Origin of the sequence: Kaistella gelatinilytica (genome assembly GCF_015679325.1) — a bacterium.
Classification (GTDB): domain Bacteria; phylum Bacteroidota; class Bacteroidia; order Flavobacteriales; family Weeksellaceae; genus Kaistella; species Kaistella gelatinilytica.
Genome location: NZ_JADPVI010000002.1, coordinates 667,905 through 685,586, shown reverse-complemented (window position 1 = coordinate 685,586; position 17,682 = coordinate 667,905). Strand labels below are relative to the sequence as shown.

The window sequence follows — 17,682 nt, the reverse complement described above, 5'->3', positions numbered from 1 at the left end:
AATTTTTTGTAAAGCTTGTAAATGCGTTTTTTAGTTCTTGTAAAACTAATTTGGAATTGCAGTTAATTGCGAATGAGGAAGTTAAGTGTTTTACTCTTTTTCTTCGAGTATGATTTTCTTCGTGATTTTGTATTTTCTTCGGATTTTATTAATTCTACTTTCTTCGCCGAGAAGTTTTCCCCAGGGTTCCATTCCTTCTGTGCGTTCAAATACAATTTTTAAAATAGCTAAGAATGGAATACTCAGAAACATCCCCGAAATTCCCCACAATTCTTCGCCCACTAAAAGTCCTATGAAAGTAAAAAGTGCATTGATCTTTACTTTTGAACCTACGACTAAAGGTAAAGTAATATTGGAATCAATTAAGTGAATCGCAATGTATCCGAACAGAACTAAAAAAGTATGGTTTCCACCAGTCGCGAAAGAAATTAAACACGCCATAAACCCTGAAACTAAAATTCCGATGTAAGGAATTACGTTTAGAAGTCCTGTTAAAACACCCAGTAAGATTGCATATTTCACTCCCAAGATTGATAATAAAAGCGTTGTTAAAATACTAACGATGAGGATCTGAATTAAAAGCCCTGAAATATAAACCTTAATTATTTTTTGAATTTCAAGGATCGCTTCGTTCACTTTAGAATAATGTTTTTCATTGAAAACGGAAATGATAAAACCATATAAAATACGGCGATAGTTCAACAGAAAAATGAAAAATAAAGCACTAAATACGAAAAATGCCATCGTAGATGAAAACATAGAAAATGTGAAGCCCAAAATAACACCAGTTGAAGAAAGCACTTTTTCCAGTGCTTGATTGATGTAACTCATCTGCTTCGTAAAGTTCAAATGAAAGTTGTGAGAAACCCACACCTGAAGTTCTCCAAAAGATTTTGATACCTGCGATTTTAAAACCGGAAAATCATTTGCAAAATCGCCGAGTTGTATGGTGAAAAAATAAATGAGTCCAGAAAGAAAGATCAACATCACCAGCAAAGAAGAAAATGTAGAAATAGTGCGGGAAAATTTCGCTCTTCGCTCTAGAAAATTGGCAAAAGGTAAAAACAAAAGTGCCATCAAAAAGGAAAAGAAAAGGGGAGCCAAAACAGCTTTTCCTATTTTTGCCAGATAACCCATAGCTAAAATACTCACCAGAATTAAGGCAAGTTTGAGAACAAAAGGAAGTTTGATTTCTTTCATAAAACAAAGAACTTTTAATAAACAAATATATTTCTTTATTTGGAAATTTTAATAGGAATAAAATTATCTTTAATGTAGAAATAAAACTTAATTCGTGGGTTAAAACACCCTATTTTCACCCGTTAAGAACTGAAATACAGAACAATGCTCCTTTTTTATAAATTTTAGTTTTATATTGTAAGACACAATAAAACGAAACACAATGAGAAAATTAATTTTTACTATTTTACTGTCCGTCTTATCTGCAAAGTATTTTGTAGCCCAAGATTACAAAAAAGCACCCAATTCCTACATTTTTGATATCAACTCACCAATTGATAGAAAAGGTTTGCTGATCCCGGTAATAAAAGCATATAAAATGTGGGAACAGGCAGAATATTTATCGACGGGCGGCGTGGGTACAACTATTCCCGCGGGAATTGCAACAAGTACACTGGTATGGGAAGACAATCCCGGTTTAATCAGGAATTTATCAATAACGGGTGCTGGAAATGCAGCAAAAATTGAAGTGGAGATCAATCGTGCAAAAGGTAAAGGTAATGCAGTTGTAGATTACAAGGTTGATGACATCACGTACTGGAGTTGGCATATTTGGGTTGTCGATGAGCCGGGAAATTCAAGTTTTGATAACGTCTTCAGTCCTTTTTATGAAATACAGGACATCAATGGCACTTCTAAATATACGCTCACATTTATGGACCGCACACTGGGAGCCTCGAGTAATAGTTTTTTAGGGAATGAATGGAATAAGTCCTCTGGATTAAGCTATCAGTACGGCAGAAAAGATCCTTTTCCTGTTTTTATCTATAAAGACCTTAGTTATTATGAAGCCGGTTCGGAATCACAGGCTTTAAGACATCCATATTTTGCCCAATCCCCAGGATATTCTTCAGTCTATCCTAATTATATAAGAGGAGGAGCAGCTTACCCTACAGATTTGGTAAATGATCTGATAAAATACAGCGTAAATAATCCCGTTGCGCCTATTTTACCCAGTCCGTCGGTAACCAATGAGCCGTGGTACTCTAATTTGCCATTTAAAACGGGTAGCAATACTCCAACAGATACCGATGATGTCACGCATGATTTATGGGCAGACAATATGGGTGGATCAAACAGTACTTCTCTTGCAAATAATAAAAAAATGAAACTGAAGTCGCCCTATGATCCATGTCCTAATGGCTGGAGGGTTCCTTCGTTCGTAAATCAACGGGTTACACAAAACTTCAGTTCACCATGGGGTTGGAATGGAAGCGGTGGGTCGACCTTAGTTATAGACTTGATAAACCCTAATGTAACCAGTCCACGTGCCGATCAGGTTAAATTTTACCCTGGTTTGGGTGTTGATTTTCGTAATTCTACAGGAAGAACTTTTGGAACATTTGCCACAAATGGAAAGTATGTTTATTATAAAACAAATCCACCTGCAACTCAGTTTTATTCGCAGGATATACAATCTGAAGTCGATTTATTTAGCGCCACGATGTCTACCGCAGGACAATCTCGAACAATGTCCTTTATAAATGATGTTGGTAGATTTGATGCCAATAATGGGAAGGGTGCATTTGCCTTATATTCTCATGTAACAGTGGGAACCTCTGGATCAAATGTAAAATGTGTGAAAGATTTTAATTATCAGTTAACCACAATCTCCGGCGCACCCGTCCAAAATTATGATTTCCCGACGGAGTTTTTTGACAATGCTGCGGTTACAGAAATCAAAGAAGGTCTACATCTACCCAACTCTTATATTTTAGCACCAGATGGATCAGATTTTAATTTTCCAATACTAAAAGGTTTAGCGGTTTATAATCAATATCTTACGGATCATCAAACGGTTCCCGGTAATTTAAGAGCTAATGTTTTATGGACCTCCAATAAAGATCTAATTCAGAATATTAAATTAGATAACTCTTGCGGAGATCTGAAACGTGCCTATATTAAATTGAAAAGAAAAGCCGGAGCTACCGGCAATGCTTTGGTAAGTATAGAAAATGCAGTTACAGGCGAAATATACTGGAGTTGGCATATTTGGGTTCCAAATGAAGATCCCACCGCCGCAGCTTTTACTTACACCACAGAAACAGAACGGCCAATGCTTAATACCATTGGATATACAAATAGTGGAGCTTCACCATTAACAACTCAGTTCATGGATAGAAATCTTGGAGCAGTCTACAGTTTTCCTTCGGATATAACCAATTTATCTATAGATCTAATACTCATCAATAAGGCTAAAAAATCTATTGGATTGTTTTATCAGTGGGGTCGAAAAGATCCGCTCAACTCATTTCAATATGCTGGAAATGCGGAAAATTACAGTATTTACAAACCTGTTATAGACTTTAATGAAGCAACTTCAACGTATGGTGAAATTATTTCCTGGGATCCCGACATTACTTCAATAAGTCAAATTACCAATGAAGCAACGGCAGTGCATGCGTCAAGCTTAAAAAAAGCAGAAAAAATAGCGAAAATGCTTAATTTCTCTGCGCAGAATCCAACTTCAATGCTTGTCGAGACTGCGACGAACGACTGGCTATCGTCTATCAATGGATTGTACTCTGAAAGATGGGGACATGCTGATACAAAATCTGTTTTCGACCCTTGTCCGGAAGGTTGGCGAATTCCCGATTTTAGTTTTCTGAATTTTAACTCATTAAGACAAAATTTTGCAGTTGCTGGACAAGATACCGAAGTAAGAGGAACTTCTCCTTGGTACTTTGCCAATGGAACAAGTTCTACTACATTTGCCTTTAATTCTGCACTTTTATCAGCAGTAGGAACCACAAATATTTCGGAGATTAAAACAGCGTTTTTTGGAGTTCCACAATCTTTACCCTATAATGTTTCTACAATATATGGAGGAAGTAAAATAATGAAAACAGCAGGTGAGGTTTTCGGATGGAATTTTGCCAATAATACCAATGGTTACGTTATCGGTAATTATCCGAACAGCAAGGCATTAAATGTAACTGATAATTCTTTGCTGGCGGGAATTAATTACACGGCATTATGGTCTGCAGCACCAGAAATATTTCAGAGAGGCGAGGCAAAAGCGATGGTTATCAATGGAGATAATATGTATTCCGGGACTATTGTGGATTTCACCTCAGATCATTCACAATCTTTTAAACCTCAATTTGCCATGAATGTTCGCTGTGCAAAACAACTGGATGTTTATAGAGGTGATAACGGAATGATAGAGATTGCGCCAATTCAGTGTCCCGCGGGTCCATTAAATGCCTACGAACAAAATACCTTCAATGATCTCGAGATCTATCCGAATCCTGTTGATGATTTTATAAACATAAAGCAGGTCGGAAAATTTGAATACCAATTATTTGATGTCTCAGGAAAATTAGTTAAAAGTGGTAAGGTCGTTGATCAAAAAATTTCGACGGTTAACTTACCAAAAGGGATCTATGTTTTAGTTGTTCAAAATGACCACAACCAAAAAGTTACTAAAAAAATAATTAGAAGGTAAAAACTTCAACAAAAAAAACCCTTTCTGCAATATTTCAGAAAGGGTTTTTTATCTTTTATTTTTCAATAGCGAGATCAATCACTTCGCTCATCCGGCTTACATAATTGACTTTCAAATTTTTCAGATAATCTTTTTTGATTTCCTCTACATCTTTTCGATTCGCCTCACAAAGAATAATTTCCTTGATTCCGGCACGAGCTGCCGCGAGTAATTTTTCTTTGATTCCACCAACTGGAAGAACTTTTCCACGCAAAGTAATTTCTCCCGTCATAGCAAGATGTGATTTTACTTTTTTATTTTTGAAACTTGAAACGATTGAAGTCAACATCGCAATTCCCGCAGATGGTCCATCTTTCGGCGTTGCGCCTTCCGGAACGTGAACGTGAATATTATTTTTCTGAATGTCTTCAGAAGAAATCCCCAGTTCTTTATGTTTGGCTTTAATATATTCCAGCGCGATCGTCGCCGATTCTTTCATTACGTTTCCGAGGTTTCCGGTCATCGTCAGATTACCTTTTCCTTCACTTAAAATACTTTCTATAAAAAGAATATCACCACCAACTTGCGTCCACGCTAAACCTGTCACAACTCCCGGAACACCGGTAATTTCTGATAAACTTTTCATTCTTGGAACACCGAGAATTTCATCAATTTTTTCGATAGAAATTTTCGGGTCGTAGGATTTTTCCATCGCGGTTTGTAAAGCGATCCATCTTGCAACTGAAGCGATTTGCTTTTCTAAACCACGAACGCCGCTTTCGGAAGTATGGGCATCCACAATATGTTTCAATTCGGCATTTCCCAGTTTAAAAGATTTTGCATCTAAGCCGTTTTCTTCCTGTTGTTTTTTGATGAGGTGACGTTTTGCGATTTCAACCTTCTCCTCTAAAGTATAACCGGCAATTTCGATGATTTCCATTCTGTCAAGAAGTGGTCTTTGAACAGTAGAAAGCGAATTTGCCGTGGCAATAAACATTACTTTCGAAAGATCGTAACCCATTTCTAAGAAATTATCGTAGAAAGAATTGTTTTGCTCAGGATCTAAAACTTCTAATAAAGCTGAACTTGGGTCGCCATGAATTCCACTTGCAATTTTATCAATTTCATCTAAAACAATCACCGGATTCGAGGTTCCTGATTTTTTAATGGACTGTAAAATTCTTCCCGCCATCGCACCAATATAAGTTTTTCGGTGTCCGCGAATTTCAGATTCATCGTGCAGACCGCCTAAAGAAACTCTCACATATTTTCTTCCCAATGCATCAGCAATTGATTTCCCAAGAGAAGTTTTTCCAACTCCGGGAGGACCAACTAAACATAAAATCGGGGATTTCATATTATTTTTCAGTTTCAGAACCGCCATATGTTCCAAGATCCTTTTCTTGATGTCTTCCAAACCAAAATGCGCTTTATCTAAAACCCGTTCAGCTTTGTGGATGTCAAAAATATCTTTGGAGTATTTTTCCCAAGGCAGATCAGTAAAGAAATCGAGGTAATTTCTTTGAACATTGTAATCGGGAGAATTTGGATTTTGTCGTTGAAGACGGTTGATTTCTTTTTTGAAATGTTCCTCTACTTCATCGTTCCATTTGATCTTTTTGGCTTTTTCTAAAAGTTCCTCAACATCAGATTCGGGGCCACCTCCTAATTCATCCTGAATGGTTCGCATCTGCTGATTAAGGAAATATTCTCTCTGGCTTTTGTCTAATTCTTTATTGGTTTTCTGATGAATTTGATTTCTGAGTTCCAGTTTCCGGAAATCATCATGCATCAGTTCGTAACATTTTTGCGCACGGATCAACAAGCTTTTTTCTTCCAGCAATTTTTGTTTATCGAAAGAAGTGAAATTAGCATTTGTGCAAATAAAATTGAGCAGATCTTCAGGATCACTCATGTTTTTGATGGCAAAATTAGCCGCATTTGGAATGTTTGGATCGAGCTCAATAATTTTCACTGCTAGATCTTTAATGTTTTCCAGAAGCGCATTATACTCTTCCGTTTTTTTGGAAGAAACATCTTTTAGTTTCGTGATCTCCGCCTTAAAATAAGGTTTTGCGGAAGTAAATGTTTTTATCTTAAACCTTTGAAATCCTCTCGTGATTGCGGTAACATTACCTTCCGGAAGTTTAATGATCTTAATGATCTTCGCTAAAGTTCCCGTTTGATAAAGATCTTTTTGCGTAGGATTTTCGATGGATGAATTATTCTGACTCAAAATCCCAATAAATTCATTGTTTTTCTGAGCTTCTTCTAAAAGCTGGATCGACATTTCCCTTCCTGCTGTAATGGGAATGACCACTTTTGGAAACATTACCATATTTCTTACCGGCAAAATGGGAAAAATCTTCTGTTCTTTGTTTTTAGAAACATCCATAATTTCGGAAATGTTTATTTCTTCAGTTACAATACTGAAACCATCGTCCATAATTTCATCGAATGCTATATCTTCAAATTCTGTCATAATATTTTTGGAATGACAAATTGTCATTTAATTTAAATAGTTACTCATCAAATGCGATGATTTGCTTTAAAAGAGCCTTTAATAAAAAGTTCTTTTTAATTTCACAAGCACTATGCCAAGAGAAAATTTAGACAAATTTTCCATTATCTGTAAATAAATCGTTTTTAAAGCTTCAAATTTTTTCTCAATCTCTTAAAAATGTGTATTTTCGCAAACTGATAAAATTATACAAAAAATGGCAGTTTTAGGAGAGATTAGAAACAGACCGTGGCTTTTGATGGGAATCATCGCAATTGCAATGTTAGCGTTTGTCGTTAATCCAGATAGTTTGGAAAAATTATTTGGTGCAAAAGCTGGAGTTTACGGAAAAGTGAATGGTGACGAAATTACAAAAGAAGATTATGATGATCAACTTTTTATGCTTCAACAACAGGCACAACAAAAAGGTCAACCTTCAAAAGGATTGGAAGAGCAGGCATGGCAATTGGTAGTGCAGTCAAAATTGATCAAACAGCAGTTTGAGAAAATGGGACTTACGCTAACCAACGATATGTTCTGGAACCAATTACAATTTGATCCAATGTTTGCACAAAACAAAGAAAATTTTGATGCAAAAGGTAATTTCAAAGTTCAGGAGATCAAAAAACAGATCGAAGAACTGCAAAAAGGTGGCAATGCAGAAATGTATAATAATTGGTTGAAAACTAAAAAATCGATTGAATACAGAATGATGGCGAGACAACTTTTTGCTAATGTTTCTACAGGAATTACCGTTGGTAAAAAAGAAGCTGAAGAAATGATGAAGCAGAGAGATCAGGTTGCAGATATCGATTTTGTAAAAGTTGATTACAATACTTACGCTCAGAAAAATCCCGTGAAAGTTACAACGCAGGATTTGGCAGATTATATTAAGAAACATCCTGTAATGTATAAGAGAGACGCAAGCAGAAATATCGGTTTGGTATATTTCCCGGCAGCTCCAAGTACTGAAGATGATAAATCCACTGAAACAGAGATCAACAAATTGTTTTCCCAGGGAAGTGATGTAAGTGGCGGAAAAGAAAATTTCCAGAATACTACGAATGATTCTATGTTTATTGCATTGAATTCTGATATGCCTTTTAATCCACAGTATTTTTCTCAGGCACAATTACCGGTAGCGATTAAAGATAAAGTAGCTACAGCAAGTGTAGGAGCTACTTTCGGCCCATACAAAGAGCAGAACTTTTATGTGGTAACTAAATTACTGGATAAAAAACCTTCAGATTCTACACTTTCGCGTCATATCCTAGTATCATACAAAGGAAATCAAGCCGGAGCCAATGAAACAAGAACGAAAGAGCAGGCTAAAAAATTAGCAGACTCGATCGGAACAATTTTAAAAGCTGATCCTGCTAAATTTACAGAATTTCTGAAATATTCATCTGATCCAGGTTCCGCTGCTCAAGGTGGAAGTGTAGGTTGGACGACTCCTGCAACACCATTTGTACCGGAATATTTGAAATTCTTAGCAGATAACGGAAAAGGTGCAACGGCGGTAGTTGAAACACAATTCGGATATCACATCATCAATATTGAGGATAAAAAATCTGGAGCCATGACTTATAAAGTGGCGAATTTGGTTAAAGCCATCAAGCCTTCTGATAAGACTGAAAACGAGATCTACACAAAAGCAACCAAATTTATTCAGCAAGTTCAGGGGAAATCTTTCAATGATTTTTCTAACATTGCGAAGAAAGGAAGTTATCTTTTCTCTAATCCAAAAGAAGTTGGCCGTTTCCAGGGACAATTGCCAGGTTTAGGAACAGATAAAGATGAAGAAATTATTGCATGGGCTTTCAACAAAAAAAGAAATAAAGGCGATACTGATATTTTTACTGTAGATGGAACAGGCGATAGAATTGTTGCTTTCTTAAACGGTGTTCAGGATGCTGGAACAGCAGATCCGGAAGCGGTGAGAGATCAACTGGAGCCACTTGTTAAAAACAAAATTTTAGCGAAACAAATTTCAGATAAAATTACTGCTGCTAAAGCAACAAGTTTAGATCAGATCTCTAAATTATTTGGTGCTGCGAAACAATCTGCGCAGGCAAATATGTTGAGTCCTCAAATTGCAGGAGCAATGGAACCAAGAGTTGCAGGTGCGGCATTTGGTGTAGCAAAAGGAAAGCTTTCTAATCCTGTAGAAGGTATGACCGGAGTTTATGTTTTGGTTAAAAAATCTGAAACAATTAATAAACAACCTGGAGACATCAAACAGATCACGCAGGCTATTGCAGGACAGAATTCACAACAGTTCGGACAGTCATTGTTGAAAAGTCTTCAAGACAATGCCAACATCAAAGATTACCGGATCGAAGTTTATAACAGAGCTTCACAACAACAACAACAATAATTAACAATTATTTATATCAAAAGCGACTTTTTTAAGTCGCTTTTTTTGGACCTTGACTGAACAAAATTAGATGGTGTTTATATAAAATGTATTATATTTGTTGATTAAAAATTAAAGAAAAGTGAAATTCACAAAAGAAATAAAGGCAGGTTTAATCGCACTTTTAGCGATTATAGGATTTGTAATTCTATTCCAGTTCATGAAGGGCAAAAGTCTCTTCACCACCGATAATATTTTTTATGCCAAGTTTGATAATGTTGAAGGTCTTTCTGCTTCTAATCCCGTTTCAATCAATGGGTTAAAAGTTGGTCAGGTTGACAAAATTATTCCTCAAACAGACGCCGATGGCAAGATCCATTTCGTTGTAAAGGTTACAGTTGATGAAAATTATGAATTTTCAAAACAGTCAACTTTAGAAATTTACGAACCAGGATTAATGTCTGGAAAGCAGATGAGAATTAATCTTGCGTATGGAGCACCTTTTGCAAAAGATGGTGATACTTTAAAAGGAGCATTCACACTTTCGATGTTGAACAATATTTCTTCACAAGTTGGCCCTGTTAAAGATCAGCTTCAAATTGTTTTGAGAAGAGTAGACTCATTGACGACGAATGCCAATCAAATTTTGAATGATCAAAATAAAGCTGAGATCAAAGCTTTGCTGATCAATCTGAATAAAACGGTTTCAGCGTTTGAAGGAACTTCCAGACAAACGAATACTTTACTGGCGAACTCAGATCCTAAAATTCAAAAAGTGCTTGATAATGCAAATCTTGCTACGATAAGTGCGCGGTCAGCAATTGATAAGTACGGAAAAGTTGCAGAACAGGTTGACGTAAAGTCCTTAAATAACACCATTGAAAAACTGAGCGTAACTTCAGATAAACTGAGCAGCGTGATTTCCGGCGTTCAAAATGGCGAAGGAAGTCTTGGGAAATTGACCAAAGATGACCAGTTGTATAATAATTTAAATACCGCCTCCGACAATCTCAATAAATTGATTGAAGACTTAAAGGCCAATCCAAAACGATACCTGAATTTTTCGGTTTTTGGGAAAAATACTAAAGACTAAACTTTTTCAGTATGCAGTATATTGACAATATTATTTTCTTTATCGCCCTGGTTATAGGGTTTGGAATTTTTTTTAAAAGTTTTAAAGAAATTTACCGAAACATAAAACTCGGTAAGAAAATTGTCCGATCAGATCAACCTTCTGTTCGCTGGAAAATCATGGGCAGAGTTGCATTGGGTCAAAGCAAAATGGTGAAAAAGCCAATTGCGGGATTTCTACATGTAATCGTTTATGTTGGTTTCATCATTATCAATTTTGAATTATTAGAAATTATAATTGATGGTATTTTCGGAACTCACCGTTTCTTATTTGGAATATTAGGATCAGGTTTCTACAGTTTCTTTACTGCGACTTTGGAAATTTTAGCGCTTCTAGTGTTAATCGCTGTGGTAGCTTTTTTCATCCGACGTAATTTCTACGGAATCAAAAGATTTCAGATGAAAGAATTATTTGGGTGGCCGAAACGTGACGCAAACTGGATTCTAATTATTGAGTTTGCTTTGATGGTCGCTTTTTTGACCATGAATGCTTCTGATTATTATATGGATCTGCACAAGCTGCAGATGATCGAGATGGTTCCCGGAATGGAAAACGACTTTTTATCTGGAGCTAATTTCCCCGTTTCAATTCATCTTCTGCCTTTCTTAAATAATTTCAGTGATTCATCGCTTCATATCATAGAAAAGTCTGCTTGGTGGTTTCATTTTTTAGGAATTCTGTTCTTCATGAATTACCTGTACTACTCGAAACATTTGCATATTATTTTAGCCTTTCCAAATACGTGGTTCTCTAATTTAAAACCAAAAGGACAATTCAATAATTTAGATTCAGTTACGAAAGAAATTAAACTGATGATGGATCCCAATGCAGACCCTTACGCAGCTGCACCAGAAGTTGATCCCAATGAAGTTCCGGATAAATTCGGCGCAAGTGATATTTTTGATTTAAATCAAGTTCAGTTGTTAAATGCTTATTCATGTACGGAATGTGGAAGATGTACCGCGGTTTGTCCCGCAAATATGACTGGCAAAAAATTATCTCCCCGAAAAATCATGATGGATACACGTGATAGAATAGAGGAAGTTGGTAAAAACATTAACAAAAATGGAAAATTTGTTGATGATGGCAAAAAATTATTAGACGATCATATTCAGAGAGAAGAACTTTGGGCATGTACGACTTGTAATGCATGTGTAGAAGCTTGTCCGGTGTTGATCGATCCACTTTCAATCATTGTTGAAATGCGCAGATTCCTGGTCATGGAACAATCTTCCGCGCCAAGTGAATTGAACACAATGATGGCAAATGTGGAAAATAATGCTGCTCCATGGGCGTATAATCAAGCTGATCGCTTGAACTGGGCCAACGAAAATTAATGTAATAATAATTCTAGCAATATAACCGCCATTGGTAAAAGGTTACATTGACATATCTATAAATATAAAATGGATTTCACTATAAAAACAATGGCAGAATATGCTGCCGAAGGAAAAGCACCCGAAGTTTTATTTTTCGTCGGTTGCGCCGGAAGTTTCGACGATAGAGCAAAGAAAATTACGAAAGCCTTATGTAAAATTTTACATAAAGTTGGTGTTGAATTCGCAGTTTTGGGTCAGGAAGAATCTTGTAACGGTGATCCTGCAAAACGCGCCGGGAACGAATTCGTTTTCCAAATGATGGCTTTGACCAACATCGAAATTATGAATGGTTATGGCGTAAAGAAGATCGTTACGGCTTGTCCGCATTGTTTCAATATTATCAAAAATGAATATCCGGGATTAGGTGGGAATTACGAAGTTCTTCATCATACCCAGTTTTTAAGAAAACTGATGGAAGAAGGCCGCTTGAAAATTGAAGGCGGAACTTTCAAAGGTAAAAAAATTACTTTCCACGATCCATGTTATCTCGGAAGAGGAAACGGCGAGTACGAAGCTCCACGTCAACTTCTGGAGAAATTAGATGCGGAACTGGTAGAAATGAAACGCTGCAAATCAAACGGCTTATGTTGTGGTGCAGGTGGCGCTCAAATGTTCAAAGAACCTGAAAAAGGGGACAAAGACATCAATATCGAAAGAACGGAAGAAGCTTTGAGTATGCAACCGAATATCATTGCAACAGGTTGTCCATTTTGTAATACGATGTTGACTGATGGTGTCAAACATTTTAACAACACAGAAGTTACCGTAAAAGATATTGCTGAATTATTAGCAGAAGCAGACGATTTGTAATGAGAAAGAATATGCTTTACTTTTTAATGATTGCGGGCGTTTTATTATTCGTTCTTAATCTTTGGTCTGCAGATTTCGATACCGCAAAAATAAATTTTTGGAGCGCAGGAGCAAGTTTGCTCATGGTCGTTCTCGGATTTATTGAACTGAAAAAATTACAGAGAAATGAAAATTGAAGAATCAACAATAGTAGAAACCAATGATTATCGGGTAATTATCTATCCAGCGTCAAGAAGTTTTACACCGAAAGAAAGCAAAGTAATCACCGAAAAACTATACGATTTCCTCGCAATTTGGGCTGCACACGGAAAACCCCTTTCTTCATCTTTTAAAATTGAAAAGAATCAATTCATCGTTGTTTGTGTAGATGAAGAAAAAGAAGCGGCTTCTGGTTGTTCAATCGATTCATTGGGACAGGTTATGAAATCAATTGATGCGGAATTTAACCTTGGTTTATTCGATCGAATGAAAGCAACTTTCGTAGAGAATGGTGAAATTAAAACTTTAAAATTAAAAGATTTCAGAGAGGGTTTAAAATCTGCACAAATCTCAAAAGACATCGAAGTTTTCGATTTTTCTAAAAATTCATATGTTGCTTTTTTAAGCGATTTCCTTTTGCCGTTACGAAGAAGCTGGGCCGGAATTTATATCGATTAAAGATTTCTTAAAATATAACCAACCCTTTTTACCATCAGGTTAAAAAGGGTTTTTGTTTTATAAAAACGTATTTTTGTTAATAAGCTTTTTGAATGAACTACAAAATTCTCTTCATTTCTTCCTGGTTTCCGAATAAATTTGAACCGACCAACGGAAATTTTGTGCAGCGTCATGCAGAAGCAGTTTCCTTAATAAATGAAGTGGAGATTCTTCATTGCATCGGAGATTCAGCGCAGAATGAAAAATTTATTTTTGATGATCAAATAATAAATGGAGTTCGAACTTTAATAGTTTATTATAAAAATACCACCAATCCGGTTCTCAATTTTTTACGAAGAATGACGGCTTACAAAAGAGGATTCGCGAAAATGCAAACTCCCGATCTGGTACATGCAAATGTGATGCAACAATCAATGTTATTCGCGGTTTATCTGAAAATGAGATATAAGATTCCATTCGTAATTACAGAACATTGGTCTGGGTTTTTAAATATTAATCGAACTAAGCTTTCAAAGGTTCAACTTTTAATTTCAAAATTTATCGGAAAGAATTCGGCCTTTATTTTACCCGTAAGTCAATATCTTCTATCAGATTTAAAGGATTTAGGCTTTCAAACTAAGATGCTGGTTGTTCAAAATGTAGTCGATACGAACCTTTTTACACTTAAAGGTGGAACGGGTGATAAGTTTACTTTCCTTCATGTTTCGAATTTAATTAAGCTAAAAAATCCGGAGAAAATTGTGAATACTGCTATACGTCTTCGCGAAAAATATAAAAACTTCAACCTACAAATTGGGGGAGATGGAAATCTGGAAAATTTGGATGAGATCGTCAGAAATAATAAGTCCGAAAGTTTTATTACCACTTTTTCTCTTCTCACTCCAAATCAAGTTGCTGAAAAAATGAGAAGCAGCGATTGTTTTGTTTTGTTCAGTGATTACGAAAATTTTCCCTGTGTTTTATTGGAATCACTTTCGAGCGGAACTCCGGCAATTGCAACGAAAGTCGGAGGAATTCCGGAAATTATTTCTGAGAAAAAGGGTATTTTAATTTCGAATTCAGAAGAAGAATTATACAATGCGATGGAATCTGTTTTACAAAAAAAGGTAACTTTTGTTTCTCCAGAAGATTTGCATCAATTTGTACAAGATCATTTTTCGATGGAAAAAATCGCTGAAAAATTCACAGATATTTACAGAAAAATTCTGCAATAATTTTCAGTTGGATTTCCAGAAATTGATGTAAATTAAAGTTTAGAAAACGCAATGAGATCATAATATGAAGAAAGGATTTTCGCTTATCATTTCTCCCCAAAATTTGGTGGTAAATTCTTTTATTTCAGAAGAATATGATAATTTTTATTTAAAATCTGATGCTTTTGATTTCCTGTTTGAAGGCATTTTACTCAATAAACGAAAGCTTTTAAATGAGTTTGCCTTAAAAGATTTCCAAACATTAATTCAGGAACTTTACCGCCTGAAAAAATCTGACATTATTAAGGAATTTGAAGGAGAATATCGTGGTTTTATATACGATAAAAAAGAAAGGAAATTATTCGTTTTTACTAATATTACTTCTACACAAAGGATCTTTTATGGAAAGTTTGAGAATCAGCTGTATATTGAGACGAGCTTAATCCGGTTAAATGAAGCTTTGAAAAAAGATGGAGTTTCGACGAAACCAGATATCGAATCAATTTATCAATTATTAAGTTTCAGTAATTTAATAGAAGATAAAACGCCACTTCAAAATGTAAAGAAACTATTTGATGCCCATTATTTGGACATTGATATTTCCACTTTAAATTGCGAACAGAAAATCTATTTTAATCTGGCTGAAGTTCCAGGTTACGAAAAAAGTAAAGATGATGCAATTGATGCGATTCATCAAATTTTTACAGATTCCGTTGTATTGGAATATAAAAAAGATACCGAATTTGGAACGGATCATTTAGCGCTGTTGAGTGGCGGTTTAGACAGTCGTGTAGCCATGATGTATGCGATAAAAAATAATCTAAAACCTGGAAATGCACTGTGTTTTTCGCAGTCTAATTATTTTGATCATACGATCTCTGAAAAAATTGCGGAAGATCATAATATTCATTACGAATTTATTCCTCTTGACGGTGGGAAATTTCTCCAGAAGATTGATAAATTAACAGCTCTTTCAGAAGGTTTGGTCTTTTATACGGGCGGAATTCATGCGGAACATGCAATGGAAAAAATGAAATACGAAAATTTTTCATTATTTCACAGCGGCCAGATTGGCGACGGTGTTTTGGGAGGTTTTAATACGGAACCAAACCGGAAAAAACCTTCTTATTTTAAAATTTTGGAGCACCAAAAATTCTTTTCCAAAGTTCAAAACACTTTGGATGAAAGTTTAAAAAATTACGAAACAGAAGAGTTGTTTCTCCTTCGAAATGTAGCTTATAATCGCACAGTTTTAGGAGCTCACGTTTTTCAGCAAAAGCGCTATCAAACTTCGCCTTTCATGACGAAAGATTTTCTGAAATTTGCTATTTCACTTCCAGAAGAATGGAAATTTAATCACCGGTTTTATATCGAATGGATCAATAAACACTGCAAAGAGGCGACAAAATATCGGTGGGAAAGAACTTTGATGAAACCCGATGCCCAATGGAAAACTTCTTTTGGGGATAAAGTGATGAAGCGTGGTTTTAATATTTTAAACAACAAAATTTTAAAGACTCCACAGAATTCCAGCATGTATCCCTACCAATATTATTTTGATAACGATGTTGAAATTCAGCAGTATTACCAGAAATATTTTGATGACAATATTTATCGGCTTGAAAATTATCCTGAGCTTTCTAAAGATGTTTTATCCCTTTTCGGATCTGAAAGTTTTTCTTTAAAATCAAAGGCGATCAATATTTTATCAATCTTTAAATTGTATTTTTAAAGATGAAAAGTTTGCGCATTTTCATTGATGATTTTTTCAGGAATAAGGGACAACATGTTTTCTTTTCGTTGCTGATCGCAAAAATCTGTGCTTTTCTGGGTTCGCTTTTTATCATCAGAATTTTGCCCGAAAATGAATTTGGAATTCTGAGTATTGTCGCTTCGGTTTTTGCCATTTTTACACCATTCAGCGGATTTGGAAGTCAGCAAAGTTTGCTGCGATTCGGCTCTGTGACTTTTGATCATGCTGAAAAGAAAAGTCTGGCAAAATATCTTTTGATGAAAGGTTTTTTTTATCAGATCTTATTGAGCGCGATTTTTCTTCTCGTTAGTTTTTTCTATATCAAAAAATATGAAGATATTTTTTACATTTTTCTCCTGTTTACAATTCGCTTAATTGGTTTTTACTTTCTGAATCATATTCAGTCCGAATTTAGAATTTTTGGAAACAACCGTGGTTTTGCCAGAATTACGAATGTTGTCAATGTTTTCGGAGTGATTTTCCTACTGCTTTTATCCTATTTTTTTGGTTTGAATGGTTATTTATTCGCGATTGCTTTTACGCCTTTTTTGGCTTTGTTTTGGTTTAATAAAGAGCATTACAGATCTGTCGCCGAATCTTTTAGTTTTAATAAAAAAGAAATATGGAGTTACGGACTTCATGCTTCCGGAACGGCTTTGCTTTCAGATGCTCTCTTTTCTGCTGATGTTTTGATGCTTAGTTTTTTGATGAATGAAACATCGGTTGCGAATTATAAAGTTGCCATTTTGATTCCGGCCAATATCACTTTTCTGGCTTTAACTTTTATGCAAAGTGACTTTCCTGTTCTGGCGAAGAATTTTAAAAATAAAGTTTTTTTAACTGATTATATTGCTAATTATTATAAAATCTTTATCCCGATTTCTGTACTTATTTTTGCGGTGGGATTTGTCTTTAAAGCGGAAATCCTTCATCTGTTCTTTAGCAATAAATATGCAGATAATTCCTGGATTTTTATCGTTCTCTTAGGAGGTTTTTGTATGAATATGTTGTTGCGAAACCTTTACGGAAACCTCCTTTCTGCGGTTGGTAAAATGAAGATCAATACCATCGTTTCTTTCCTGACCCTTTTTCTATTGTTGCTTTTTTCAGCTTTTCTGGTTTCAAGATTTGGAGTGATCGGCATGGCAATAAGTTTAAGTTTGAGCATGATCATTGGTGGGTTTTTACTGATGTATTCCTTTTTAATTTATCTGAAAGATTTAAAATAAATTATCT

Annotated in this window: 12 protein-coding genes; 10 read left to right on the top strand and 2 right to left on the bottom strand. The window is 35.4% G+C overall.

The genetic code is table 11. The annotated features are described in order from the left end of the window. Nucleotides 1–90: 90 nt before the first annotated feature. Nucleotides 91–1,200, bottom strand: a complete 1,110-nt coding sequence (locus tag IV494_RS10220; protein ID WP_196080037.1) for an AI-2E family transporter — start codon at nt 1,198–1,200, stop codon at nt 91–93. A gap of 202 nt (nt 1,201–1,402) precedes the next feature. Between IV494_RS10220 and IV494_RS10215 the strand changes: the two genes are divergently transcribed. Beyond that, nucleotides 1,403–4,687: a T9SS type A sorting domain-containing protein gene (locus IV494_RS10215; protein WP_196080036.1), complete on the top strand. Its 3,285-nt coding sequence runs from the start codon at nt 1,403–1,405 to the stop codon at nt 4,685–4,687. Between the two features lie 55 nt (nt 4,688–4,742). Here the strand turns inward: IV494_RS10215 and lon are convergent, their stop codons facing one another. Further along, nucleotides 4,743–7,148, bottom strand: a complete 2,406-nt coding sequence (lon, locus tag IV494_RS10210; protein WP_196080035.1) for an endopeptidase La — start codon at nt 7,146–7,148, stop codon at nt 4,743–4,745. 235 nt (nt 7,149–7,383) lie between these two features. On the opposite strand from lon, the gene IV494_RS10205 reads away from it, so the two are divergent. From IV494_RS10205 to IV494_RS10165, 9 genes are all read left to right on the top strand, one after another. Then, nucleotides 7,384–9,543, top strand: a complete 2,160-nt coding sequence (locus IV494_RS10205) for a peptidylprolyl isomerase (protein WP_196080034.1) — start codon at nt 7,384–7,386, stop codon at nt 9,541–9,543. A 121-nt stretch (nt 9,544–9,664) separates the two neighbouring features. Continuing rightward, nucleotides 9,665–10,615: an MlaD family protein gene (locus IV494_RS10200; protein ID WP_196080033.1), complete on the top strand. Its 951-nt coding sequence runs from the start codon at nt 9,665–9,667 to the stop codon at nt 10,613–10,615. Nucleotides 10,616–10,626: 11 nt separating this feature from the next. Further along, on the top strand, nt 10,627–11,991 hold the full coding sequence (locus IV494_RS10195) for a (Fe-S)-binding protein (protein ID WP_196080032.1): 1,365 nt from the start codon (nt 10,627–10,629) through the stop codon (nt 11,989–11,991). A 69-nt stretch (nt 11,992–12,060) separates the two neighbouring features. Then, the gene (locus IV494_RS10190) at nt 12,061–12,843 is read left to right on the top strand and encodes a (Fe-S)-binding protein (protein ID WP_196080031.1); all 783 of its coding nucleotides are present in this window, start codon (nt 12,061–12,063) and stop codon (nt 12,841–12,843) included. An 11-nt stretch (nt 12,844–12,854) separates the two neighbouring features. Next, entirely contained in the window at nt 12,855–13,019 is a 165-nt protein-coding gene (locus tag IV494_RS10185) for a hypothetical protein (protein WP_196080030.1), read from the top strand. Next, nucleotides 13,009–13,500, top strand: a complete 492-nt coding sequence (locus IV494_RS10180) for a hypothetical protein (RefSeq protein WP_196080029.1) — start codon at nt 13,009–13,011, stop codon at nt 13,498–13,500. The genes IV494_RS10185 and IV494_RS10180 overlap by 11 nt, the downstream gene beginning before the upstream one ends. A 92-nt stretch (nt 13,501–13,592) precedes the next feature. After that, nucleotides 13,593–14,714, top strand: coding sequence for a glycosyltransferase (locus tag IV494_RS10175; protein ID WP_196080028.1), 1,122 nt, complete (start codon nt 13,593–13,595; stop codon nt 14,712–14,714). Nucleotides 14,715–14,778: 64 nt separating this feature from the next. Next, complete coding sequence (locus IV494_RS10170) at nt 14,779–16,425, top strand: asparagine synthase-related protein (protein ID WP_196080027.1); 1,647 nt, start codon at nt 14,779–14,781, stop codon at nt 16,423–16,425. A 2-nt stretch (nt 16,426–16,427) separates the two neighbouring features. Then, the gene (locus tag IV494_RS10165; protein ID WP_196080026.1) at nt 16,428–17,675 is read left to right on the top strand and encodes an oligosaccharide flippase family protein; all 1,248 of its coding nucleotides are present in this window, start codon (nt 16,428–16,430) and stop codon (nt 17,673–17,675) included. Nucleotides 17,676–17,682: the final 7 nt, after the last annotated feature.

Coding starts and splice junctions, on each gene's coding strand:
- IV494_RS10220 (WP_196080037.1), bottom strand. CDS start 1,200: ATGAAAGAAATCAAACTTCCTTTTGTTCTCAAACTTGCCTTAATTCTG.
- IV494_RS10215 (WP_196080036.1), top strand. CDS start 1,403: ATGAGAAAATTAATTTTTACTATTTTACTGTCCGTCTTATCTGCAAAG.
- lon (WP_196080035.1), bottom strand. CDS start 7,148: ATGACAGAATTTGAAGATATAGCATTCGATGAAATTATGGACGATGGT.
- IV494_RS10205 (WP_196080034.1), top strand. CDS start 7,384: ATGGCAGTTTTAGGAGAGATTAGAAACAGACCGTGGCTTTTGATGGGA.
- IV494_RS10195 (WP_196080032.1), top strand. CDS start 10,627: ATGCAGTATATTGACAATATTATTTTCTTTATCGCCCTGGTTATAGGG.
- IV494_RS10190 (WP_196080031.1), top strand. CDS start 12,061: ATGGATTTCACTATAAAAACAATGGCAGAATATGCTGCCGAAGGAAAA.
- IV494_RS10185 (WP_196080030.1), top strand. CDS start 12,855: ATGCTTTACTTTTTAATGATTGCGGGCGTTTTATTATTCGTTCTTAAT.
- IV494_RS10180 (WP_196080029.1), top strand. CDS start 13,009: ATGAAAATTGAAGAATCAACAATAGTAGAAACCAATGATTATCGGGTA.
- IV494_RS10175 (WP_196080028.1), top strand. CDS start 13,593: ATGAACTACAAAATTCTCTTCATTTCTTCCTGGTTTCCGAATAAATTT.
- IV494_RS10170 (WP_196080027.1), top strand. CDS start 14,779: ATGAAGAAAGGATTTTCGCTTATCATTTCTCCCCAAAATTTGGTGGTA.
- IV494_RS10165 (WP_196080026.1), top strand. CDS start 16,428: ATGAAAAGTTTGCGCATTTTCATTGATGATTTTTTCAGGAATAAGGGA.